This window comes from Klebsiella sp. 4_1_44FAA (assembly GCF_000238715.1).
Taxonomy (GTDB): Bacteria; Pseudomonadota; Gammaproteobacteria; order Enterobacterales; family Enterobacteriaceae; genus Klebsiella; species Klebsiella pneumoniae.
Window position 1 is genome coordinate 149,144 of record NZ_JH414799.1, and the last position, 23,385, is coordinate 172,528.

The 23,385-nt window shown below is 58.2% G+C and carries 24 protein-coding genes and 1 other RNA gene; 15 read left to right on the plus strand and 10 right to left on the minus strand.

Annotated features, from left to right (window positions below):
- Positions 1-137 precede the first annotated feature (137 nt).
- Entirely contained in the window at positions 138-506 is a 369-nt protein-coding gene (locus tag HMPREF1024_RS19720; protein WP_004191677.1) for a helix-hairpin-helix domain-containing protein, read from the plus strand.
- Between the two features lie 111 nt (positions 507-617).
- A complete protein-coding gene (locus HMPREF1024_RS19715; protein WP_002891860.1) occupies positions 618-1,019 on the plus strand; it encodes a YbgC/FadM family acyl-CoA thioesterase in 402 nt (133 codons plus the stop codon).
- A gap of 111 nt (positions 1,020-1,130) precedes the next feature.
- On the opposite strand, the gene queC is transcribed toward HMPREF1024_RS19715, so the two are convergent.
- Together queC and HMPREF1024_RS19705 are read right to left on the minus strand one after the other, a co-directional pair.
- Positions 1,131-1,832, minus strand: a complete 702-nt coding sequence (queC, locus tag HMPREF1024_RS19710; protein WP_002891863.1) for a 7-cyano-7-deazaguanine synthase QueC — start codon at positions 1,830-1,832, stop codon at positions 1,131-1,133.
- 66 nt (positions 1,833-1,898) lie between these two features.
- The gene (locus tag HMPREF1024_RS19705) at positions 1,899-3,599 is read right to left on the minus strand and encodes an SgrR family transcriptional regulator (RefSeq protein WP_009307942.1); all 1,701 of its coding nucleotides are present in this window, start codon (positions 3,597-3,599) and stop codon (positions 1,899-1,901) included.
- A gap of 127 nt (positions 3,600-3,726) precedes the next feature.
- Between HMPREF1024_RS19705 and cof the strand changes: the two genes are divergently transcribed.
- Positions 3,727-4,545, plus strand: a complete 819-nt coding sequence (cof, locus tag HMPREF1024_RS19700) for an HMP-PP phosphatase (RefSeq protein ID WP_004151335.1) — start codon at positions 3,727-3,729, stop codon at positions 4,543-4,545.
- Positions 4,546-4,589: 44 nt separating this feature from the next.
- Here the strand turns inward: cof and HMPREF1024_RS19695 are convergent, their stop codons facing one another.
- Complete coding sequence (locus HMPREF1024_RS19695) at positions 4,590-5,642, minus strand: PLP-dependent cysteine synthase family protein (RefSeq protein WP_009307943.1); 1,053 nt, start codon at positions 5,640-5,642, stop codon at positions 4,590-4,592.
- A gap of 115 nt (positions 5,643-5,757) precedes the next feature.
- Here HMPREF1024_RS19695 and HMPREF1024_RS19690 point away from each other — a divergent pair, with 115 nt between their 5' ends.
- The 5 genes from HMPREF1024_RS19690 to amtB all read left to right on the plus strand — a co-directional run bounded on the left by HMPREF1024_RS19690 (position 5,758) and on the right by amtB (position 11,705).
- Positions 5,758-6,216 carry an Lrp/AsnC family transcriptional regulator gene (locus HMPREF1024_RS19690; protein ID WP_002891873.1) on the plus strand — a complete coding sequence of 153 codons (459 nt, stop codon included), beginning with the start codon at positions 5,758-5,760 and terminating at the stop codon, positions 6,214-6,216.
- Between the two features lie 43 nt (positions 6,217-6,259).
- The gene (locus HMPREF1024_RS19685) at positions 6,260-8,032 is read left to right on the plus strand and encodes a SmdA family multidrug ABC transporter permease/ATP-binding protein (protein WP_009307944.1); all 1,773 of its coding nucleotides are present in this window, start codon (positions 6,260-6,262) and stop codon (positions 8,030-8,032) included.
- Positions 8,025-9,803, plus strand: a complete 1,779-nt coding sequence (locus tag HMPREF1024_RS19680; protein ID WP_009307945.1) for a SmdB family multidrug efflux ABC transporter permease/ATP-binding protein — start codon at positions 8,025-8,027, stop codon at positions 9,801-9,803. Before HMPREF1024_RS19685 ends, HMPREF1024_RS19680 begins: the two co-directional genes overlap by 8 nt.
- Positions 9,804-10,046: 243 nt before the next feature.
- On the plus strand, positions 10,047-10,385 hold the full coding sequence (gene glnK, locus HMPREF1024_RS19675) for a P-II family nitrogen regulator (RefSeq protein WP_002891893.1): 339 nt from the start codon (positions 10,047-10,049) through the stop codon (positions 10,383-10,385).
- 33 nt (positions 10,386-10,418) lie between these two features.
- Positions 10,419-11,705 carry an ammonium transporter AmtB gene (gene amtB / locus HMPREF1024_RS19670; protein ID WP_004152876.1) on the plus strand — a complete coding sequence of 429 codons (1,287 nt, stop codon included), beginning with the start codon at positions 10,419-10,421 and terminating at the stop codon, positions 11,703-11,705.
- 54 nt (positions 11,706-11,759) lie between these two features.
- Here the strand turns inward: amtB and tesB are convergent, their stop codons facing one another.
- On the minus strand, positions 11,760-12,623 hold the full coding sequence (gene tesB / locus HMPREF1024_RS19665) for an acyl-CoA thioesterase II (RefSeq protein ID WP_002891899.1): 864 nt from the start codon (positions 12,621-12,623) through the stop codon (positions 11,760-11,762).
- 216 nt (positions 12,624-12,839) lie between these two features.
- Between tesB and HMPREF1024_RS19660 the strand changes: the two genes are divergently transcribed.
- Positions 12,840-13,331, plus strand: coding sequence for a YbaY family lipoprotein (locus tag HMPREF1024_RS19660; protein WP_009307946.1), 492 nt, complete (start codon positions 12,840-12,842; stop codon positions 13,329-13,331).
- A 37-nt stretch (positions 13,332-13,368) separates the two neighbouring features.
- Here the strand turns inward: HMPREF1024_RS19660 and HMPREF1024_RS19655 are convergent, their stop codons facing one another.
- Positions 13,369-13,680, minus strand: a complete 312-nt coding sequence (locus HMPREF1024_RS19655) for an MGMT family protein (protein ID WP_004142687.1) — start codon at positions 13,678-13,680, stop codon at positions 13,369-13,371.
- A gap of 67 nt (positions 13,681-13,747) precedes the next feature.
- Positions 13,748-14,155 carry a dTDP-glucose pyrophosphorylase gene (locus HMPREF1024_RS19650; protein ID WP_004178755.1) on the minus strand — a complete coding sequence of 136 codons (408 nt, stop codon included), beginning with the start codon at positions 14,153-14,155 and terminating at the stop codon, positions 13,748-13,750.
- A gap of 240 nt (positions 14,156-14,395) precedes the next feature.
- Here HMPREF1024_RS19650 and ffs point away from each other — a divergent pair.
- The 3 genes from ffs to HMPREF1024_RS19640 all read left to right on the plus strand — a co-directional run bounded on the left by ffs (position 14,396) and on the right by HMPREF1024_RS19640 (position 15,271).
- An RNA gene (gene ffs / locus HMPREF1024_RS28410) (signal recognition particle sRNA small type) lies at positions 14,396-14,492 on the plus strand.
- Between the two features lie 309 nt (positions 14,493-14,801).
- Complete coding sequence (locus HMPREF1024_RS19645; protein WP_004147352.1) at positions 14,802-15,059, plus strand: hypothetical protein; 258 nt, start codon at positions 14,802-14,804, stop codon at positions 15,057-15,059.
- Positions 15,056-15,271: a hypothetical protein gene (locus HMPREF1024_RS19640; RefSeq protein ID WP_004142688.1), complete on the plus strand. Its 216-nt coding sequence runs from the start codon at positions 15,056-15,058 to the stop codon at positions 15,269-15,271. Before HMPREF1024_RS19645 ends, HMPREF1024_RS19640 begins: the two co-directional genes overlap by 4 nt.
- Positions 15,272-15,405: 134 nt before the next feature.
- Here HMPREF1024_RS19640 and HMPREF1024_RS19635 read toward each other — a convergent pair whose 3' ends face one another.
- A complete protein-coding gene (locus HMPREF1024_RS19635) occupies positions 15,406-16,833 on the minus strand; it encodes a PLP-dependent aminotransferase family protein (RefSeq protein ID WP_009307947.1) in 1,428 nt (475 codons plus the stop codon).
- Positions 16,834-16,921: 88 nt separating this feature from the next.
- On the opposite strand from HMPREF1024_RS19635, the gene HMPREF1024_RS19630 reads away from it, so the two are divergent.
- On the plus strand, positions 16,922-17,536 hold the full coding sequence (locus HMPREF1024_RS19630; RefSeq protein ID WP_009307948.1) for a YitT family protein: 615 nt from the start codon (positions 16,922-16,924) through the stop codon (positions 17,534-17,536).
- A gap of 44 nt (positions 17,537-17,580) precedes the next feature.
- On the opposite strand, the gene HMPREF1024_RS19625 is transcribed toward HMPREF1024_RS19630, so the two are convergent.
- Entirely contained in the window at positions 17,581-18,420 is an 840-nt protein-coding gene (locus HMPREF1024_RS19625) for a nickel/cobalt efflux protein RcnA (RefSeq protein ID WP_009307949.1), read from the minus strand.
- A gap of 164 nt (positions 18,421-18,584) precedes the next feature.
- On the opposite strand from HMPREF1024_RS19625, the gene HMPREF1024_RS19620 reads away from it, so the two are divergent.
- Positions 18,585-18,857, plus strand: coding sequence for a metal/formaldehyde-sensitive transcriptional repressor (locus tag HMPREF1024_RS19620; protein WP_002891985.1), 273 nt, complete (start codon positions 18,585-18,587; stop codon positions 18,855-18,857).
- 34 nt (positions 18,858-18,891) lie between these two features.
- Here the strand turns inward: HMPREF1024_RS19620 and HMPREF1024_RS19615 are convergent, their stop codons facing one another.
- Entirely contained in the window at positions 18,892-20,451 is a 1,560-nt protein-coding gene (locus tag HMPREF1024_RS19615; RefSeq protein WP_009307950.1) for an EAL domain-containing protein, read from the minus strand.
- A 233-nt stretch (positions 20,452-20,684) separates the two neighbouring features.
- Positions 20,685-21,794 carry an ABC transporter ATP-binding protein gene (locus HMPREF1024_RS19610; protein WP_009307951.1) on the minus strand — a complete coding sequence of 370 codons (1,110 nt, stop codon included), beginning with the start codon at positions 21,792-21,794 and terminating at the stop codon, positions 20,685-20,687.
- 354 nt (positions 21,795-22,148) lie between these two features.
- Between HMPREF1024_RS19610 and HMPREF1024_RS19605 the strand changes: the two genes are divergently transcribed.
- Positions 22,149-23,381, plus strand: coding sequence for a maltodextrin ABC transporter substrate-binding protein (locus HMPREF1024_RS19605; RefSeq protein WP_002891991.1), 1,233 nt, complete (start codon positions 22,149-22,151; stop codon positions 23,379-23,381).
- Positions 23,382-23,385: the final 4 nt, after the last annotated feature.

Sequence of the window (23,385 nt, forward strand, 5' to 3'; positions counted from 1 at the left end):
CTCGCAAAAATGAGCAACACGATGTAATCCTCAAGGGCCGCTTTCGCGGCCCTTTCCATTTCTGTGATTTGCCTTTTGTCGACCATCCGCACTGACGCTATCGTGACCTTGCTGTCTACACACAAGGAGATATCAGCATGAAATATGGAATAAAAGCACTGATGGCCGCGGGCGTTCTGGTTTTTGCGGTAGGCGTACAGGGGGCGCTGGCGGCACCCGCCAGCGGCAAAGCGGCAGTGAATAAAGAAAATGTGCAGGCGTCCTCTTCGGCGAAGGCGGAAGCGGTGCCCGGCGAGGCCGACAACGGGGCGACAAAGGTCAGTATTAACCGCGCCAGCGCCGAACAGCTGGCGCAGGCGTTGAATGGCGTAGGATTGAAAAAAGCCCAGGCCATTGTCAGCTACCGCGAAGAGTACGGGCCGTTCAAAACCCTCGATGATCTGAAGCAGGTCCCGGGAATGGGGAGCGCGTTGGTGGAGCGCAATTTAGCCCATCTGACGCTGTAAATTTTATGCCAGACCTTGCACAGCGGTGATTTTTTGCCAGGATAAAGAGGTTGCATCAAGTGGTGTGACCTCTTACCTCATAAACAACAATAACAGAAAGGCATTAGTGCTATGCAGACACAAATTAAAGTTCGCGGCTATCATCTGGACGTCTACCAGCATGTGAACAACGCTCGCTACCTGGAGTTCCTTGAGGAAGCCCGCTGGGACGGCCTGGAAAACAGCCCCGCGTTTCAGTGGATGATGGAGAAAAACATCGCCTTCGTGGTGGTGAATATCAATATTAACTATCGTCGTCCGGCGGTACTGGGCGATGTGCTGACGGTGAGCAGCAAACTGGAGCAACTCAACGGCAAAAGCGGCACCCTAAGCCAGGTGGTCACCCTCAACCCCAATGGCGAAGTAGTGGCCGATGCGCTGATTACCTTCGTTTGTATCGATTTGAAAACCCAGAAGGCGCTGCCGCTGGAAGGGGAATTGCGTGCGAAACTTGACCAGATGAACCTGCGCTGACAACCGTCGTGCGACTGGCGGGCCCACGGCAGGTGATGAACCCGTAGCCCCGGTAAGCATCGCGCCACCGGGGAATTTGAGTCAAAGCTCCGGTAAATCGATCCCCGGAGATTATGCCTGCGCCAGTCCGGTTTTTTGCTGCATAACCGCCATTACCCCGACCTTGTCCGCCAGATACTGGTTGAGTCCGTTTGCGCGCAGGTTACAGGCGGCGCACTGGCCGCAGCCATCGCCCTTAATGCCGTTGTAGCAGGTGAGGGTTTCCCGGCGCACCAGATCCAGCTGACCCCAGTAGTCGGCGAGCGCCCAGGTCTCGGCTTTATTCAGCCACATCAGCGGCGTCTCAAAGCGAATGTCTTTCGCCATCCCCAGGCTGACGGCGTGGTGCAGCGCTTTGACAAACTCATCGCGGCAGTCCGGGTAGCCGGAGAAGTCGGTCTCGCACACGCCGGTGATGATGGCTTCGGCTTTTACCTGATAGGCGTAGATTGCCGTCAGGGTTAAAAACAGAATATTACGCCCGGGGACAAAGGTGTTGGGAATACCCTCGGCATCAGGCTGATAGTCCGGTACCGGAATGTTATCGCGGGTCAGGCTGCTGACTGCCAGTTCGTTGAGCAGAGTGACGTCCAGCACTTTATGCGCGACGGCGCCCAGTTTCAGGGCGAGTTCGCGCGCAACGTCGATTTCCGCGCGGTGGCGTTGGCCATAATCAAAAGTGACGCAATGCACTTCATCATACTGTTGCAGAGCCTGCACCAGACAGGTGGTTGAATCTTGTCCTCCGCTGAAGACAACTACGGCGCGTTTCATGGCAATTCCTGACTAAATGAATAAAGGCGATATGGTAGCGCCAGACGCCCTCCATCACCAGCTCTCTCACGTCGACGAGGCCGGCAGCCAGGCGCTGGCGAAGTCGAACCAGCCCCGGGCGTTGAGGCGCAGACCATTGACCCCCGGTGGCGCGCTGATCCGATAGTTATACTTGAACAGCGGCGTCATGATGGCGTCTTCCATCAGGCTGTTAAATACGTTGCGCAGCGCATCGTTGCGGCTGCGAGCGTCGGGCTGAGACTGCACCGCGTCTAATGTCGCCTGCAGATGAGCATATTGCGCCCCGGTCAGCAAATTAGGCCACAGCATATCGCAACGCAGCCACTGTTCCAGGGCGTACTCCGGCGCTTCGCCGATCAGACGGTCGCCCATCATCAGGTCGGCCTGCCCCAGATGCTGGCAGCCTTCCCAGTTTTTAGCGTCGTGAAACAAGAGCGTCAGCTCGCAGCCCAGCAGAGCCAGACGTTGCCTCAGCTGTTCGGCCATCGCATGTAGCTCGACCGGCAGATGATAGAGCAGGGTGAGCCTGGCCGGCAGCGGTACCGCGTTGTTTGCCGGTCCCTGCGGGATGGACCATCCCGGCAGCACCTCATGGCTTGGCGTAATCAGATCCTCCTCGAGCGGCAGCGTATCCAGTAGCGACGAGTGATGGATTATCGACACCAGCCGCTGGGCCTGCGCTTTGCTAAGCCGAGGGCTGTGGCGCAGGGTCAAATAGCAGAAGCCAAGGCTGATACGGTTGCTGACCTGACGCAGATTATGCAGCTCTGCGCGATCGCCGATGGTGATCTGCACCGGATGGCGGCAGCTGGTGCCGAGATCGCGGTCAAAGAGCTGAGGAGTGATCCAGTACTCCACCGCCTGGATCAGCGGATGCTGCAGGTGGTAGCGGGGATGGTTTTCCAGGCGGACGAGTTCCGGACTAAACCGCTTCAGGCGGAACGGTCCGCAGCCAATGGCCGGATCGTCGGGATGCGCCAACACGCTGCAGTAGCTGGCGAGGCGGAACGGCAGCCAGTAGTCAGGGCGATGCAGGGTTATTGTTAAACACTGGGCATGGGTGACATCGATACGGCTGATGCTGGCGAAGAGGGTCCGCAAGGCGGGCAGCTCAAGCAGCAGCAGTAACCGCTGTCGCAACTGCGCGGTTTCCACCGTATCGCCATTGTGCCAGCACAGCGTGGAGCGGATATAAAAATGCCAGCGCAGGCCGTCCGGGGAGACCTGCCAGTGGTGCGCCAGATCGCCGATCGGCATATTGTCGCCTTCGTCGAAGCGCGTCAGCCCGGCATAGATTTGTCCGGCCAGATGCTGCTCGGCGCGGCCGGGGAGAAAGCCGGGACGCAGCGGCTCCAGCGGGCGATAGTAAGGAATACGCAGCGTGGGGGTATTGTTTTGCCACTGACCGCCGAGGAAGGGATGGAGCAGGGCTTTCAGCTCCACCGGGGCAAGCTGCGCCAGCTCCAGCGCGGTTTGTTGCTGACCGTTGTTCAGCGCCTGCTCCATCATCTCGTTGCGCAGACTTTCCGGGGTTTTGTGAAATAAGAGCTGTCCGCGTTTGCCGCGCCCGGAGCTGGCCTGCCAGCTTAGCCACCCGGCCTCCTGCGCCTGACGCAGCAGAGTACGGACGTGGCGCTCGCTGCAAAAACAGCGCTCCGCCAGTTCGCCGACGGTGACCTGCTGCGGCGCCCCGGCTGAGGGTTGCCATAGGCGCTGGTATTGATTTAAACGGTGTAAGAGTCGCATGGGGGCCGTCGTCCACCGGGCCGCTGTAAACCCGGAACAATTAATAATATCTATTCACTATTACTTCCGTATATCCCAGGTGATACTGCAACACAAGCGAAGCCCATCACACATCGGGGAATATACCATGGCAAAACTGGCGGCATTTGATATGGACGGCACCCTGCTGATGCCGGACCATCGTCTTGGAGAAAAGACGCTTTCCGCGCTGAAACGGCTGCGTGAGCGCGATATCACCTTGACCTTCGCCACCGGCCGCCATGTGCTGGAGATGCACCATGTGATTGGCGAATTTTCCCTTGATGCATTTCTGATCACCGGCAACGGGACGCGCATCCATTCGCTGGAAGGGGAGGAGCTTTATCGCCAGGATCTCGCTCCCGAGGCGGCGGAAGCGGTGCTGCACGGCAAATGGGATACCCAGGCCAGCATGCACGTCTTTAACGATGGCGGCTGGTTCACCGGCCAGGCAAGGCCTGAATTGTTGCAAGCGCATGTATTCAGCGGCTTTCACTATCAACTGTGCGATCTAAAGCGTATGTCGGCGCAGCATGTCACCAAGATCTGTTTCTGCGGCGATCATGACGATTTGCGCCGTCTGCGGATCCAGCTGAATGAGACGCTGGGCGATCGCGCATTTCTCTGCTTCTCGGCAATGGACTGTCTGGAGGTGCTGCCGGTTGGCTGCAATAAAGGCGCGGCGCTGGCGGTGCTCAGCCAGCATTTAGGCTTCACCCTGCAGGAGTGCATGGCCTTCGGCGATGCGATGAACGACCGCGAGATGCTGGGCAGCGTTGGGCGGGGGTTCATCATGGGCAACGCGATGCCGCAGCTGAAAGCCGAGCTGCCGCATCTGCCGGTAATTGGCGACTGCCGGAATCAGGCAGTCTCCCATTTTTTAACTCATTGGCTGGATAATCCTGATCTTCCTTATTCCCCCGAATAGAGAGACCCTTCCAGCAAGCCAGATAGGCTTCTATCTGGCTTTTTTTATCGCCTTTCGACCAGACCGGCGATCTCCGCCTGCCAGGGCGCAATATCGCCGATATTGTCCGCCACCCACTGCGGGTTGTAATAGCTTTCCAGGTAACGCTCGCCGCTGTCGCACAGGAGTGTCACTATCGAGCCGGTGCGACCTTCTTCGCGCATCCGCGCGGCCAGCTGCAATACGCCCCACATATTGGTGCCGGTCGAGGCGCCGACCTTGCGCCCAAGCTGCGTTTCCAGCCACAGGGCGGTGGCTACGCTCGCCGCATCCGGCACGCGCAGCATCTCATCGACAACGTCGGGAATAAACGACGGCTCGACGCGCGGCCGTCCGATGCCTTCAATTTTGCTGCCGACCGGGCTGCGCAGGCTGGCGTCGCGGGTCTGCCAGTAATCGAGGAACACCGAATTCTGCGGATCAACGACCATCAGCTGCGTCTCGTAGCCCTGGCTGCGAATATAGCGGCCAATGGTCGCTGAGGTGCCGCCGGTGCCGGCGCTCATGACGATCCATGACGGCTGCGGGTGCGGCTCATGGCTCATCTGGCGGAAAATACTGTCGGCGATATTGTTGTTGCCGCGCCAGTCGGTGGCCCGCTCGGCGAAGGTAAACTGATCCATATAATGGCCGTTCAGCTCGCGGGCCAGCGTTTCGGAAGCCGCGTAGATTTCGCCGGCGCTCTGCACAAAATGGCAGCGTCCGCCGTAGAACTCGATCTGTTCGATTTTGCGTCTGGCGGTGCAGGAGGGCATCACAGCGATAAACGGCAGCCCCAGCAGGCGGGCGAAATAGGCCTCCGAAACGGCGGTTGACCCTGAGGAGGACTCTATAATTGGCGTGCCTTCTTTGATCCAGCCGTTGCACAAGCCATAGAGAAACAGCGACCGCGCCAGGCGATGCTTCAGGCTGCCGGTGGGGTGGGTGCTTTCATCTTTCAGATACAGGTGGATGCCCGGAAAAGCGGGCAGCGGCAGACGGATCAGGTGCGTGTCGGCGGAACGCTGATAGTCAGCGTTGATTTCGCTAATGGCATGTTTAACCCAGGCGCTATTCATCGTGATTTCCTGTTTGTCATTTTGTGCCTAGCTTAGCGGAAAGCGCAGGAAAAATTGTTGCCATTTAACCTGTGGATTACCATTATGAGAGCAAAATTTTCTCTGAGGATGCCCAATGCTAGATAAAATTGACCGTAAGCTGCTGGCGCTACTGCAGGAAGATTGCACCCTCTCTTTGCAGGCGCTGGCCGATGCCGTTAATCTGACCACCACGCCCTGCTGGAAACGCCTGAAACGGCTCGAAGACGAGGGTATTCTCCGCGGGCGCGTCGCCCTGTTGGACGCGGAAAAGGTGGGGCTGGGGCTGACGGCGTTCGTCCTGATCAAGACCCAGCATCACAGCAGCGACTGGTACTGTCAGTTCGTGAGCGAAGTGACGCAGATGGCGGAAGTGCTCGGCTTCTGGCGGATGGCGGGGGAGTATGACTACCTGCTACGGGTGCAGGTGGCTGATATGAAACGCTATGACGACTTTTATAAACGTTTAGTGAACAGTGTGCCCGGTCTGTCGGATGTCACTTCGAGTTTTGCCATGGAACAGATAAAATATACCACCGCCTTGCCTGTCGAATAACGGTATTGCGCCGTAACCCATTACAAAATCAGGATTTTATTGCTTGCGATTATTTGCTCAACTCAGCTGGTACTTCCGCCGGGAGTGGCGCCGCTATCTTGGCGCAATTGCCCTGCTGGTCATTATTGCCGTCCTGCAGCTTATTCCACCGAAGGTGGTGGGCATTGTGGTAGACGGCGTGACGCAACAGCATTACACCGCGGAGAAGGTGTGGATGTGGATCGGCGCGCTGGTGCTGATCGCGGTGATGGTCTACCTGCTGCGCTATGTCTGGCGCGTGCTGTTGTTCGGCGCTTCTTACCAGTTGGCGGTTGAGCTGCGGGAAGATTTTTACCGGCAACTGAGCCGCCAGCATCCGGCGTTCTATTTGCGCCATCGCACTGGGGATCTTATCGCCCGCGCCACCAATGACGTGGACCGGGTGGTGTTTGCCGCTGGCGAAGGAGTATTAACCCTCGTGGATTCCCTGGTGATGGGCTGTGCGGTATTGATTGTAATGTCGACGCAGATTAGCTGGCAGCTTACTCTGCTGGCGCTGCTGCCGATGCCGCTGATGGCCCTGGCGATCAAACGCAACGGCGATGCGCTTCACGAACGTTTTCGCGTTGCTCAGGCGGCCTTTTCCAGCCTCAACGATCGCACGCAGGAGAGCCTGACCAGCATCCGCATGATTAAGGCGTTTGGGCTGGAGGATCGCCAGTCGGCGCAGTTTGCTGCCGATGCTGCCGATACCGGCGCGAAAAACATGCGCGTGGCGCGCATTGACGCCCGCTTCGACCCCACCATCTATATCGCCATCGGGGCCGCTAACCTGCTGGCCATCGGCGGCGGCAGCTGGATGGTGATCCACGGCAGCCTGACCCTGGGCCAGCTGACCAGCTTCGTGATGTATCTTGGCCTGATGATCTGGCCGATGCTGGCGCTGGCGTGGATGTTTAACATCGTGGAGCGCGGTAGCGCGGCCTATGGTCGTATCCGCACGATGCTTGAAGAGGCGCCGGCGGTGGATGACGGGAGCGAGGCGGTGCCGGCAGGCCGCGGCGTCCTGCAGGTTGCTATCCGTGATTTCATCTATCCGCAGGCGAGCAAACCTTCGCTGGAGCAGGTAAATTTTACTCTCCAGCCGGGGCAAATGCTGGGCATCTGCGGGCCGACGGGCGCCGGCAAAAGCACCATTCTGGCGCTGCTGCAGCGCCATTTTGACGTCACTCACGGCGAGATCCGCTTTCACGATCTGCCGCTGCCGATTCTGCAGCTCGACAGCTGGCGCGCCCGGTTGGCGGTGGTCAATCAGACGCCATTTTTATTCTCCGATACCGTCGCCAATAATATCGCGCTGGGAAAACCGGACGCGACGCAGGCGCAGATTGAGCGGGTTGCTCAACTGGCCAGCGTGCATGACGATATTTTGCGTCTGCCTCAGGGCTACGAGACCGAAGTGGGCGAGCGCGGCGTGATGCTCTCCGGCGGCCAGAAACAGCGCATCTCCATTGCTCGCGCCCTGCTGCTGGAGGCCGAAATTTTGATCCTCGACGATGCCTTATCGGCGGTGGATGGCCGCACCGAGCACCAGATCCTGCATAACCTGCGCCAGTGGGGGGAGGGGCGGACGGTCATTATCAGCGCCCACCGCCTGTCGGCGCTCACCGAGGCCAGTGAAATTTTGGTACTGCAGCATGGGCATATTGCCCAGCGCGGCCGCCACGAGGCGCTGGCCGTGCAGCCCGGCTGGTACCGCGACATGTATCGATATCAGCAGCTGGAGGCCGCGCTCGACGAGGTTCCGCAGACGCAAGAGGGGGCCCTGGATGCGTAGCTTTACCGAACTCTGGCCGACGCTTAAACGCCTGCTGGCCTATGGTTCACCGTGGCGCAAGCCGTTGGCCATCGCGGTGGCGATGATGTGGATTGCGGCGGCGGCGGAAGTGAGCGGCCCGCTGCTTATCAGCTATTTCATCGACAACATGGTGGCGAAACATACGCTGCCGCTGAAGCTGGTGGCCGGCCTGGCGGTAGCCTATATCTGCCTGCAGCTGCTGGCGGCGCTCCTGCACTATAACCAGTCGCTGCTGTTTAACCGCGCCGCGGTCGGCGTCGTCCAGCAGTTGCGCAGCGACGTGATGGATGCCGCCCTGCATCAGCCGCTCAGCGAGTTTGATACCCAGCCGGTTGGGCAGCTTATCTCACGGGTAACCAACGATACGGAAGTCATTCGCGATCTGTACGTGACGGTGGTGGCTACGGTACTGCGCAGCGCCGCGCTGATCGGCGCGATGCTGGTGGCGATGTTTAGCCTCGACTGGCGGATGGCGCTGGTGGCGATCGCGATTTTCCCGGCGGTGCTGATCGTGATGATTATCTATCAGCGCTATAGCACGCCGATCGTGCGGCGGGTGCGCGCCTGGCTTGCCGACATCAACGATGGCTTCAACGAAGTGATCAACGGCATGGGCGTCATCCAGCAGTTCCGCCAGCAGGCGCGCTTTGGCGAACGGATGCGCGAGGCCAGCTATGCCCACTATCTGGCGCGGATGCAGACGCTGCGCCTGGACGGTTTTCTGCTGCGCCCGCTGCTGAGCCTTTTTTCCTCGCTGGTGCTGTGCGGGCTGCTGATGCTGTTCGGCTTTAGCGCGGTGGGCACGATCGAGGTTGGGGTCCTGTACGCGTTTATCAGCTATCTTGGACGCCTTAACGAGCCGCTTATCGAGCTGACCACCCAGCAGTCGATGCTGCAGCAGGCGGTGGTCGCCGGCGAGCGCGTTTTCGAGCTGATGGATCGCCCGCGCCAGGCGTGGGGTGCGGATGACGCGCCGCTGAGCAGCGGTCGGGTGGAAATTGACCATCTCTCCTTTGCTTACCGGGGGGACCGTCTGGTTCTCCAGGATATCACGCTGGATATTCCCTCCCGCAGCTTCGTGGCGCTGGTCGGACATACCGGCAGCGGAAAAAGTACCCTCGCCAGTCTGATGATGGGCTATTACCCGTTAACCCACGGCGAGATCCGCATCGATGGTCGACCGCTCGCATCCCTCAGCCACAGCGCGTTGCGTCGGGGCATCGCGATGGTGCAACAGGATCCCGTAGTGCTGGCGGATACCTTTTACGCCAACGTCGCGCTGGGCCGGGACATCAGTGAGGCGCAGGTTTGGGAAGCGCTGGAGGCGGTGCAGCTGGCGGCGGTGGCGCGCAGCATGAGCGATGGGCTGTACACCCAACTGGGCGAGCAGGGCAATAATCTCTCCGTCGGGCAGAAGCAGCTGCTGGCGCTGGCGCGCGTGCTGGTGGACACCCCGCAGGTACTGATTTTGGATGAGGCGACGGCAAACATCGACTCCGGTACCGAGCAGGCGATCCAGCAGGCGCTGGCGAAGGTCCGCCAGCATACCACCCTCGTGGTTATTGCCCATCGGCTGTCGACCATTGTGGAGGCCGATACCATCCTGGTTCTGCATCGAGGTAGGGCTGTCGAGCGGGGCACCCATCAGCAGCTGCTGGCGGCGAAAGGCCGCTACTGGCAGATGTATCAGCTGCAGCTGGCCGGCGAAGAGCTGGCGGCCAGCGCCAGAGAGGAGTCGCTCAGCGCCTGATGCACCACCAGCAGGCAGGGAACGCTGGGCGGCCTGCAATGGTGCAAAAACGTTACATCAAATGCACCGTTGTGGTGCATTTTTGCGCGCCAGGCGCCGTTGCGCAGGATATTGCCTGACCTGTCCCCTGTTTTTTGCCATCAAAGGGCCGCTTTGCGGCCTTTTTTCATTTCTGGCATAGCCCTTGCTTTATATCCATCGTGTTAGCTGCGGCCATTACCGAATACTGACTGGAGGGGACTTATGAAGCTGGTTACCGTGGTAATCAAACCATTCAAACTGGAAGACGTGCGTGAAGCTTTGTCTTCCATCGGCATTCAGGGCCTGACGGTCACTGAAGTCAAAGGATTTGGCCGTCAGAAAGGTCACGCGGAGCTCTACCGCGGCGCCGAGTATAGCGTCAACTTTCTGCCAAAAGTGAAGATTGATGTGGCGATTGCCGACGATCAGCTGGATGAAGTCATCGATGTCATCAGCAAAGCGGCTTACACCGGAAAAATTGGCGACGGCAAAATTTTCGTCGCTGAATTGCAGCGCGTCATTCGCATCCGTACCGGCGAAGCTGACGAAGCGGCACTGTAATTTCCAGACCACACAGTGATGGGGAACGAAACAATGAAAATGGCAACAATGAAATCGGGTCTGGGGGCATTAGCCCTTCTGCCGGGGCTGGCGATGGCCGCACCTGCGGTGGCGGACAAAGCCGATAACGCGTTTATGATGATTTGCACCGCGCTGGTTCTGTTTATGACTATCCCGGGGATTGCGCTGTTTTACGGCGGCCTGATCCGCGGTAAGAACGTTCTGTCCATGCTGACTCAGGTGATTGTCACCTTTGGCCTGGTCTGCGTATTGTGGGTGATTTATGGCTATACCCTGGCCTTCGGCACCGGCGGCAGCTTCTTCGGCAGCTTTGACTGGGTGATGCTGAAAAATATTGAGCTGAAAGCGCTGATGGGTACCTTCTATCAGTATATCCACGTGGCATTCCAGGGCTCGTTCGCCTGCATCACCGTCGGGCTGATTGTCGGGGCGCTGGCGGAACGTATTCGTTTCTCCGCGGTACTGATCTTTGTGGTGGTATGGATGACACTCTCCTACGTGCCGATTGCGCATATGGTTTGGGGCGGCGGTCTGCTGGCGACCCATGGCGCGCTGGACTTCGCCGGCGGCACCGTTGTGCACATCAACGCCGCGGTCGCCGGGCTGGTCGGCGCCTATATGATGGGCAAACGCGTGGGCTTCGGCAAAGAAGCGTTCAAACCGCATAACCTGCCGATGGTGTTCACTGGCACCGCTATCCTCTACGTGGGCTGGTTCGGCTTCAACGCCGGCTCTGCCAGCGCAGCGAATGAAATTGCGGCCCTGGCGTTCGTTAACACCGTCGTGGCGACCGCTGCGGCTATCCTGGCGTGGACCTTTGGCGAATGGGCTCTGCGCGGCAAACCTTCACTGCTGGGCGCCTGCTCCGGGGCAATTGCCGGTCTGGTTGGCGTTACGCCGGCGTGTGGTTATATCGGTGTCGGCGGGGCGCTGATCGTCGGTATCGCCTCTGGCCTGGCGGGTATCTGGGGCGTGACTGCGCTGAAACGCTGGCTGCGTGTGGATGATCCTTGCGACGTCTTCGGCGTTCACGGTGTCTGCGGCATCGTCGGCTGTATCCTGACTGGTATCTTCGCGGCGACTTCTCTGGGCGGCGTCGGTTATGCGGAAGGCGTCACCATGGGCCATCAGCTGCTGGTGCAACTGGAAAGTATCGCCATCACCGTGGTCTGGTCCGGCGTTGTGGCGTTCATCGGCTACAAAGTGGCGGATATGACCGTCGGGCTGCGCGTGCCGGAAGAGCAGGAGCGCGAAGGGCTGGACGTCAACAGCCATGGCGAAAACGCCTATAACGCCTGATAAAAAAGCCATTCTCTCCTGATAGCGAAAAGCCTCCCGTCCGGGAGGCTTTTTTTATGCGTTGCGGTTGCGCATCACCCCTTCCTGAACCGTTGAGGCAACCAGCGTGCCATCCTGGGTGTAGAATTCGCCGCGAACGAAGCCGCGGGCGCTGGAGGCCGAGGTGCTTTCGACGCTATAAAGCAGCCATTCATTAATATTAAACGGCCGGTGGAACCACATAGAGTGGTCGATGGTGGCGACCTGCATGCCGGGCTCAAGGAAACCAACGCCGTGCGGCTGCAGCGCCACCGGCAGGAAGTTAAAGTCTGAAGCATAGCCCAGCAGATACTGATGAATACGCAGATCGTCAGGGACGGCGCCGTTGGCGCGCAGCCAGACCTGGCGCACCGGTTCGGCGATATGGCCTTTCATTGGGTTATGAAACTCCACCGGACGGATCTCCAGCGGTTTATCGCAGAGGAATTTGTCTTTCACCTGCGGCGGCAGGAGATGCGCCAGCTTGCGAGCGATATCGGTTTCCGAAGGCAGGCCGTCAGGGGAGGGGGCGGCCGGCATTGCTTTCTGATGCTCATAGCCATTCTCTGGCGCCTGGAAGGAGGCGGTCATATAGAAAATCGGCTTCCCGTTCTGGATGGCGGCTACCCGACGGGCGCTGAAGCTGTTGCCGTCGCGCAGCACCTCCACATCGTAAACGATCGGCTTCTGGCTATCGCCGGGGCGAAGAAAGTAGCTGTGAAACGAATGAACCAGACGCTCAACGGGCACGGTCTCTTTTGCCGCATACAGCGCCTGACCCACTACCTGGCCGCCAAAAACCTGACGTAACCCCAGGTCTTCGCTCTGCCCGCGAAACAACCCTTCCTCAATTTTTTCCAGATCTAATAATGCCAGCAGGTTAGAGAGTGCCTGACTCATACTTATCCTCAATTAACAATAGCGGCGCAGCGCGCGTAATGTGGCCAAGTATAACCTGGAATCGCAAGTGGTCCGATGGGTGTAATAATCTGAATAACGACCAGTTAACAGGAACAAATCTGAGATCTGTGCCACACTTATTGACGACACGAAAGTTCCTGCCGGCGAAGCGGCGGAACATCCTCCTGGGTATTAAGGGATGATAAGGAGAACATCATGAAATTTGCCTATATGTTTAGTGCTTTAGCCGTCGCCGCGACGCTGACCGCCTGTGCTAATCACCACTCGAACAATTCTTCGACGCAGGCGGCCGCGCCCGACCCTTACGGTATCGCGACGCTGAGCGTGGCGCAGCAGCAGCCGAGCGTCACGGGGACGATTAATATCCGCCAGAGAATCGCTTTACCGCCGGATGCGGTACTGACGGTGACCCTGTCGGATGCTTCTCTGGCAGATGCGCCAGCCCGCGTATTGTCGCAAAAAGCGGTGCGTACCGAAGGCAAACAGGCGCCATTTAACTTTGCGCTGCCTTACAACCCGGCAGATATTCAACCGAACGCTCGCATTCTGCTAAGCGCGGCGATCACGGTTAACGGCCAGTTGATGTTTATTACCGATACCGTGCAGACGGTAATAAACCAGGGCGGCACTCATGCCGAACTGACGCTGGTTCCGGTCCAGCAGACCGCCGTTCCTGTCGCCCAGTAAGCTCGCTACGCCCCCGGATGGGGGCTTTTTTTTGCCTTCAATAAACCCAGCGATAATGCTGGAGATCGATATGGCCGCTGCCGGAGACCTGCACACCCTCGGCCAGCAGCGCCTGACGCTGCCGCTGTAGATCGGGGCCGGTGAGGGAGATATCGCCATGGCGATTGACCACCCGATGCCATGGCAGGGTGGACCCTTCCGGCAGGCGCTTCAATACGCCGCCCACCTGGCGCGCCGCGCGCGGTGAACCTGCCAGCCGGGCGACCTCGCCGTAGGTCGTGACATACCCTTCCGGTATCGACGCCACGATGTGCCAGACGCGTTGGGGAAATGTGTCGTGCGGAGCCATTTTCTGTCCTGTTACCGGCAAAACGTCAGCATAAGCGCTAAGCCAGGAGCTGTACAGCCGGCCTGGGTCAGGCGGCCTGTTCGACGGTGAACGTCAGAGCGAGGCCGAGGATCTGCATGCCATGGACATTGTCGGAGGCTGAGCTGGCGATGAGACTTTCAAGAAATTTCAACCGCTGCGAAGTGGCGTTGATGATCAGCCTCGCGCGCAGGCCCGGCATGGTTAACGACGAGATAGGGTACACCACCCGACCGCTGATATAGACCGGCAGCTTGCGTAGCTCCACCTGGCGCAGCACGCCGACGGTGGAATAGAGCAGCGCCAGCGGCGTAACCGCCCGCACCGGCGCGGGACTGATGGTCGCGAAGTCGAGCATTTTTTCAGGACGCAGGTAGTTTACGCCCTGAAAGGCGATAGTCATCCCTTCAATAGCAGGTAAAGGCAGAGTGATGGTCTGTGGTGATGAGTCAGTCATTCGATTACCGTCGAGACAATGTACTGGTGATAAAAGAGGACGAAGAGGATAAGTATGGTGGATAACCCGGATGTGTGCTGAGCGCGGGCTCGCAATCTCACAGGCTGACCGTGAGTGGCTGGTTTTATTCGCGTTATTGCGCAATAAACCAGCAGGCGGACGGTGTGAGCTTGCAATTCACCAGGTCAGCAGGGATAATGCGCCAGCGCGTTAGGCAACTAACGCTCTCAATGGGGGCTCTGTTGGTTCTCCCGCAACGCTACTCTGTTTACCAGGTCAGGTCCGGAAGGAAGCAGCCAGAGCAGACGACGTGTGTGCCGGGATGTAGCTGGCAGGGCCCCCACCCATTTCTCCCGCCTGGTGTTTCCCTTATATTTGTCCGGTTTTTACTCCTGCAATAATTAATTTCTGATAAAGATCGCATATTAGTTTTTGTTGTTAAAACCCCCTGCTTTTATTCCATAATATTTACTTGTCATAAATCTGAAATACTACTGAAATATTAATGTCATTTGCATGTCATAAATAAAGCGCATCTTACTGATGGGAATTTGTTGCCAGGCTCATGCTGTAAAATATATCTCTGGATCAGCATGTTAACTTCGTGTATTAATTATGATGATTTTATTGCACGGGAAGCGTAGCTATGACCACAGTGGTTTTGAATGTAAAAATTGACGCAGAGCTAAAAGAAAAGTTGCGTCATTTTGCGGAAGTTAATAACGAGAACCTGGGAACGGCAACGGAAAAGCTGCTGCAGCTGGCTTTTCAGCTGGAGGAGTCAGCAGGTGAGGCGGGGGTGACGGAAGAGGACATTGACAGCCAGCATACCGAAGAGGAAGCGACGCCACTTACCCCTAAAGAAATCAAAGCATTAAGAAAACTTCTGAAGAAGAAAAAATGAAACAACAATTCTCTACAGCCAGCAACTATAGCGAAGCTTGCGATATGTTGCGCTCAGGATACGTAAAACACGTCCGCCTGAACTGGAATATCGGTAGTGATGAGTTCTTTCGCATTGCTTCCGACTGGTGTGACACCGGCGCTAAAATCAAAAAAGATGAAGATGGCTTTATTATTTCCCTGAAAGGGTTTCCTATTCCGCGCCAGCATTAATGAAATTGCCTTCTTTCTGTCATTGGGTTGCCATAACCAGAGGGCAGGATAGCCAGGCAATTTTATAAAAACATCTCATATACCTCATGGATGAAGGCCATTTGACGGGCTGAAGTCAGCCCGTCGCTATTTTCTTATATTATTTTTCGCATACGTGTATTTTCCTTCTGTTCAGCAAGGCTTTGCCACAGCGGTTGTAGCGTGGAGAAGGCCCGGCGCAATGCTTCATCCGGCAGCGTAAACGGCAGACGTAAATAGCGATCGAACGCCCCTTCCAGCCCAAACCGCGTACCGGTGCCGATATGGATCCCCTGGCTTTCCGCACGCGCAGAGAACAGGGTGGCTAGCATGTCAGGAAGTTCCACCCAAAAAGAGAGCCCACCTTCCGGTGGCGAAAACCGCCAGCGGGGAAAATATTCCGCCATCAGCGTTTCGCACATGTCCCGGCGCGCCTTGAGCATATCCCGCCGCGGCGGCAGCAGTGTGGCGGCATTTTCCAGTAGCCAGCTGCAGGCCAGTTGCTCCAGCAGCGGCGTACCCAAATCCAGCGAATCGCGGGCCTGAATAAGCGAGGCGATGGTCCGCGCGCTGGCGCGGATCCAGCCGATACGTAGTCCCCCCCAGAAGCTTTTCCCGGCCGAACCAATGGTGAGCACCGCGGCATCGGGATTGAAGCTGGCCAGCGGCGGGGGCGGCGGCGCGTTATACCAAAGGTCGGCCATGGTCTCGTCGATTACCAGCGTTGTTCGCGTCCTGGCGGCGATGTCCGCAACCCGCTGGCGGGTGGGGGCATCCATACAGCGTCCGGTGGGGTTGTGAAAATCCGGCATCAGCCACGCCAGCCGCGGCGCAGTCTGCGCAATAGTCGCCGCCAGTCCATCGCAGTCCCATCCCTGCTGCGGAAGCGCAACCCCGACGGGGCGGCAGGAGGCGCCCTGAATGGCGCTGATGGCCATCGGATAGGTGGGGGCGTCAATAACCACCCGATCGCCCGGCCCGGTGAACAGGCGCAGGATCAGCGCGAAGGCGCTGAGGGCGCCGTTGACCACCATCACCTCATCGGGCCGCGTCGGCAGACCGCGTTCGCTGTAGCGCCGGGCAATCGCCTCCCGCAGCACCGGCAGCCCCTGCTGGTCATAGCCAGTCTGTGCGAGATAGGGCGGCAGCAGGGTCATAGCGTGCTGGAAGGCCTGATGGACCTCCGGCCCGGCGCTGAGGGCGGCGGTAGATAGATTAAGCGTAGATGAGATGCCGGCAGGCAGAGGAAGATCGGCGGGGCGTTCCGGCAAAACAATGCGTGACCCGCTCCCCTGGCGGCTGTAGAGAAAGCCCTCCTCCCGCAACTGGCCGAGGGCGCTGGCGATGGTGGTCCGGCTGACGTTCAGGGCCGCCGCCAGCTCGCGCTCGCCGGGCAGGCGCGTTTGCAGCGTCAGGCGACCATCAAGGATCAGCAGGCGGAGCGCTTCCGCCAGCTGGCGCCATAGCGGCGTGCGTGAGCTGGTCTCCTGCCAGTTGCCGAGCAGGCGTACCAGCGATTGGGTTCCAAAGCGTCGGGCTGACATAGCGATCCACTTTTCCAAAACTGGCCATTAATTATCAGTCCATTTTTGCTGATGATGAGGGCATTCGCAATGATGTTGAGGAAAAAATATGCTTCGTCGCCTGCTGCAGTTATATATTGGTCTGGTGCTTTACGGCGTGTCCACGGCGCTCTTCGTGCATGCCAATCTCGGCGCCGATCCGTGGGATGTTTTCCATCTCGGGGTGGCTAAACAGCTGGGTATCAGTTTCGGTACGGTGATTATCCTGACCGGCGCGGCGGTACTGCTGCTGTGGATCCCGATCCGGCAAATGCCGGGGCTCGGCACGGTGAGCAATGTCATCGTGCTGGGACTGGCGGCGGACGCCACGCTGGCCGTCCTGCCGCCGCTGGAGTCGATGGTGGCGCGCAGTGCGCTGCTGGTAGGAGCGATTGTGCTGAACGCTATCGCTACCGGAATGTATATTGGCGCGGGCTTTGGCCCCGGGCCGCGCGATGGCCTGATGACCGGTCTGCATGCTCGCACTGGTTGGTCACTGCGCGGTATCCGGACGGCGATCGAGCTTTCCGTACTGCTGATTGGCTGGCTGCTGGGGGGCAAATTTGGCGTCGGAACCGTCATCTACGCGCTGTCGATTGGGCCGCTGATCCAGCTGTGCCTACCGTGGTTCAGCCAGCCCCTCAGCCGCAACGCGGTCAGCCCTCCCCGGGAAATAGTCTCCTGAATTAACCCATCGCCCTCTTCATCATGGAGAGGGCCTTTCATCGCTTACAGGCCGCTCAGGCCATGAAGCATCATGTAGATCCCCACCACAATAATCAGTAAGCCTGAGAACCAGGGCGCCTTGCGCGAGAGGTCGTTAAGCCACGGCCAGCGGCGGGTGGCATGTTTAAGGCTCAGGGCGGCGATGGCCCCGGAAGCCACCAGCGTCAGCGCCAGACCAACGCTAAAGCCCAGCACCAGCGTGGCGCCCAGCGAGAATTTCTTCAGCTGTAAACAGATAAGCAGCACGGTAATGGACGCCGGGCAGGGGATCAGCCCGCCGGTCAGGCCAAACAGCACGATCTGCCCGGTCGTCACCTGGCGGCCATCAAAGCGCCGGTTGATCTCCTGAGCATGGGCCCGCTGATGCGCGTCCTGCCACTCCTCCGCCACCAGCGGCGCGGCGGATGAGGACGCATGGTGATGGTCATGGTGATGGTCATGGTGGTGATCATGTTCGTGGTGATGATCATGTTCGTGATGGTGATCGTGGTGCGTGTGGGGCTGCGATTCGCGCCAGGTGCGCCAGAGCATCCAGCAGGCAATCAGCACAATGACAATCCCTGAGACCAGCTGAAACCAGGGTTCAGAGGTCTGCGCGTTCCAGCCGCGGCCAAACCACAGGCCGGCCATGGCGATCAGCCAGACCACTGCCGTATGCGAAACCGTGGCCGCCAGCCCCAGCAGTACCGCCTGTTTTAACGTTCCTCGCACCGCCACGATAAAGGCGGCCATCATGGTTTTTGAGTGCCCGGGTTCGAGACCGTGCAGCGCGCCGAGCAGTATTGCGCTGGGTATAAACAGCCAGGCATTGCCCTGCTGCAGAAGGGAAGTGAAATCGTTCATATCGGGATCCTTGCCAAAAGTGCGTTTATCCTACTCCCCCCCAGTAGTAAAATACTACCCCCCAGTAGATAAAGCGGCTAATAAAAAGGATCATGGTATGCTGGCAGGCGTTGCTGACCACGCAGGTCGGTAATCCCGGACAGAATGAAACGGTGGATCGTGCAATGTCACATACAGTTCGACACAAAAAGATGTTACTGACCCGGCTGAAGAAAATTCAGGGGCAGAGTACCGCGTTAGAGAAAATGCTTAATCGCGAGCATGAGTGCGCTGAAATATTACAGCAGCTGGCGGCGATCCGCGGCGCGGTCAACGGCATGATGCTGCAGGTTATTCAGGGGCATCTTACCGACCATGTGGTGAAAGAGCCTGACGAGACGCAGCGCGAAGCGGATCTGGAGACGGTGATGCAGGTGATTAAATCCTATCTGAAGTAGCGCCCCCTGACGTTCCGCTCAAGCCACCCGCCGCTTAATGCGCATGGAGGTTATGCTCTGCCCACAGAATGAACTGCTCTTTTGGCAGCGCTTTGCTGTAAAGCCACCCCTGGGCGTACTGAACGCCATGCTGGCGCAGCCAGTCGCGCTGGCTTTCGGTTTCCACCCCTTCGGCGACGGTGGCCAGATTGAGCGCTTTGGCCATTTCAATAATGTGCGGCGTCAGCGGCCGGTACTCGAGGGTATCGACAAAAGATTTATCGATTTTCAGCGTGTCGACGTCCAGTTTCTGCAGATAGCTCAGGCTGGAGTAGCCGGTGCCAAAGTCATCAATCGAGATCCGATGCCCGGCCTGACGGTAGTGAGCGATCACCGGCATGGTGGTCTCCGGGTCGACAAACCCGCGCTCGGTGATTTCAAGGATGATCTGTTCGGCAGCGATCCCCCAGTGCTGCAGCTGATCGTGTAACAACGTCGGTAGGGTGGGCGAGCGTAAATCATCTACCGACAGGTTGATGGATATGTGCACTTCCGGCCGCTGCCGCAGCCAGGGACCGAGATCGGTAAAAATTTTCCTGACGATATCTTCCGTCAGCTGCGTGATGAGCCCGGTCTGCTCGGCCAGGGGAATAAAGATATCCGGCGATAAAAAAGTGCCATCGGGTTGCTGCCAGCGGGCCAGGGCCTCGGCCCCGGCAATTTTCCCGTCCTGCAACGAAATAATCGGCTGATAGTGAACCTGAATCGCTTCGGAATTGAGGGCGTCCAGCATGCTGTTGCGCGGTGAGCGCAGGTGCCTTAGCAGACGCAGCAGCAGCCAGGTGGCGAGCAGGCTGGTGAAAATGCCGGCAGGGAGCCAGAAGAACAGCTGCTGTCGAATGCGCTGCTGCAGCGGCAAGGTTGAAGACCAGGTTACGATGCCAGAGCCCAGCTCGGGAATGCGCTGGATCCGGTAGACTGTGTTATCCAGAGTAAGCATATCCACATGCGGATCTTTAATGCGTTGCCAGACTTTCGCCGGCAGCGGCTGACTGCTGATCACCATTTTCTGGTGGTCCAGGCCAAACAGCATGGTATGGATCTTCTCTTCGCTGGCGGGAACGACATCAATAAAGGATACGGGGTCGATCATCACCATGTGCTGCCGGCTGCCCATGGCCGTCATCTGATGATCGAGGCCAAGATCGTTAATTGAGGTCAGCCAGGTGCGATAGCCGTCGGGGGCAATGTGGTCCGGCGGGGGGAAGGTGACCGCGACGCTATGGTCTTCCAGGGAGGAGCATTGCGGCACGGAATCACGCAGCCAGAGCACTTCCTGAATGTAGCGATGGGTATAGGCGATGCGGCGGAGCGTAAGCAGATGTTCAGGGCTACAGGAGGCGGCGGTGTGTGCGTCAGCCTCTCGTAACGCTTCCCGGGCCTGGTCGGCAACCTGCAGCGTCCGAACGACGATACGGTTGGAATAGTCATCCAGTTCACGATAGAACTGCATTTTGGCCTGCCGCGCCGCCTGCCAGATGCTGAGTGAAATGGGCAGGATGATGGCCAGTATCAGCACTCCTGTAAACAGCGCCATCAGATGCCGGGTCCTCATGCCTGTGTCCTTATCGTTCGCCGGGTGTCATCAGTATATGCGAAAGATAATTCGGGCGCAGCGGGAGAAAACGCGTCGTTTGGGGAAAAAGCCGGCATCACAACAGGCTGCGATGCCGGGAGAGAAGGATGATTCCGATGTAGCAGAATAAAAATGAGGGTGTGAATGCCGGGCAGGGTGTGTTCCGGCATTCAGTCGCAGCATACGCTGCGCAGATGACAGCAATATGTTAGCTAGTGTGCATCCGGCGCCGGGATATCAGCGCTGATGCGCAGGTCGTTCTCATCAAACACCATGCAGAAGCGCTCATCGAAAGCCAGATTAATTTTCTGCCAGGGGCGGAAATGGACGTCGCCGGGCAGCAGAACCTTGACGTTGTCGTGGCCGTAGCACTGGCCGAACAGATAGGTATTGTTGCCCAGACGCTCCACCACTTCACATTGAAACTCCACCACGGTACCAGTGGCGACTTCCGGGGTGAGGTGCTCCGGCCGGATCCCCAGCGTCACCGCAGCGCCGGGCTTCAGCGGCTGGGTGGCGATATTCAGGGCCAGCTGATGGTCCTGCGCGAGGGTGACCGTTAAGCGTTCCGGCTGCCAGTCGCTGACGATAGCCGGCAGAAAGTTCATCTTCGGCGAGCCGATAAAGCCGGCGACGAATTTGTTGACCGGATTGTAGTACAGCGCCATCGGCGAACCCATTTGTTCGACTTTCCCGTAGTTCATGACCACGATTTTATCGGCCAGCGTCATCGCCTCCACCTGATCGTGCGTGACATACACCATAGTGGTCTTCAGCTCCTGGTGCAGACGGGCAATATGCAGGCGCATATCGACGCGCAGCTCCGCATCAAGGTTAGAGAGCGGCTCATCGAACATAAATACCCGGGGATTACGCACGATCGCCCGGCCAATGGCCACGCGCTGCCGCTGGCCGCCAGAGAGCTGCTTCGGTTTACGATCCAGCAGGTGCGAGAGCTGCAGCGTTTTAGCCACCATTTCCACCTGGCGACGGATCTCCGTTTTCGGCACTTTATTCACCTTCAGCCCGTAGCCCATGTTCTCTGCCACCGTCATGTGCGGATAGAGCGCATAGGACTGGAAGACCATCGCCACGCCGCGGCGGGCGGGCACGACATCATTCATCACCTCATCGCCGATCAGTACTTCTCCTTCGCTGACCTCTTCCAGCCCGGCAATCATGCGCAGTAGCGTCGATTTTCCACAACCGGAAGGGCCGACGAAGACGGCAAACTCGCCATCTTCAATATCGAGATTGACCTGGTGCAGCGTCACCGTGCTGCCGAACCTTTTGGTGACATTCCTCAGTCGTATATTGGACATCCACATTCCCCGGAGTGAGTAGCTGTTATTTGCCGTTGGCGTGTCGCTGATTTGAGTGTGTTTGTATTACGTGTAACAAATCAGTGTGACGATATTCAACAGCGCTAAAATCATGTCCTGACTATAACTTCCGCGGTTTTTGCGCCATACAGCGGCGTTTCATTTCTGCAAGGATGATCACACAACTGGCAGCTTATGGTAGTTTTATCCCCAATCAAAGCGTAGCGTATAACAAAAGCGAATCAGAGTCTGTTTTCTATGTAACAAGGCAGTTTGAAATGATTTTTTTCTAACTGGCAGACGTAAGTCAAATAAAAAACCATTAAATTGTTATACCTTCACATTAGGTTGATAATGAAAAAGAACACGCTTGCTGCACTGATCCTTACCACTCTCGCGGCGGGGCAACTCGCCAGCCTGCAGGCGCATGCCGCCGGGCAGCTCAACGTCTGGGAGGACATTAAAAAATCCGCTGGCATCAAAACCGCGGTTAGCGATTTTGAAAAGCAGTACAACGTGAAGGTCAATCTCCAGGAGATGCCCTACGCCCAGCAACTGGAAAAACTGCGCCTCGACGGCCCGGCGGGCATTGGGCCGGACGTGCTGGTGATCCCGAATGACCAGCTCGGCGGCGCCGTGGTTCAGGGACTACTCTCGCCGCTCAGCGTCGATCAGGCGAAACAGGATGCCTTTACGCCAGCCTCCATCAATGCCTTCCGCATGGACAACGCGCTGTATGGGATCCCGAAGGCGGTGGAAACCCTGGTGCTTATCTACAACAAGGACCTGATCGACAAGCCGCTGGACAGCCTGCAGGCCTGGCTGGACTACTCGAAAACCCAGCGCGAGCAGAACAAATACGGCCTGCTCGCCAAGTTTGACCAGATCTATTACAGCTGGGGGGCGATTGGCCCGATGGGCGGCTATATCTTTGCTAAAAACGACAGCGGCGGCTTTAACCCGCAGCAGGTGGGTCTCAATACCCCCGGCGCCGTCGAAGCCGTCACCTTCCTGAAAAAATTCTATGCCGAGAAGGTCTTTCCGGCGGGGATCCTCGGCGATAACGGGCTGAATGCCATCGATTCCCTGTTTACCGAGAAAAAAGCGGCGGCGGTGATCAACGGCCCCTGGGCCTTCCAGCCGTATGAAGCCGCTGGCATTAACTATGGCGTGGCGCCCCTGCCGACCCTGCCGGACGGCAAGCCGATGAGCTCCTTCCTCGGCGTCAAAGGCTATGTAGTATCGACCTGGAGTAAAGACAAAGCGCTGGCGCAACAGTTTATCGAGTTCATCAACCAGCCGCAGTATGTGAAAGCCCGCTATGTCGCCACTGGCGAAATTCCGCCGCTGAAGGCGATGATTGACGATCCGGTGATTAAAAACGACCAAAAGGCCAGCGCCGTCGCCATCCAGTCGGCGCGAGCGGTAGCGATGCCGGGCATTCCCGAGATGGGGGAAGTGTGGGGGCCGGCCAACGCCGCGCTTGAACTGAGCCTCACCGGTAAGCAGGCGCCGCAGGCCGCGCTCGATAACGCGGTGAAACAGATCACGATGCAGATCGAAGCGATGCAGGCCAGCAATCAGTAATTCA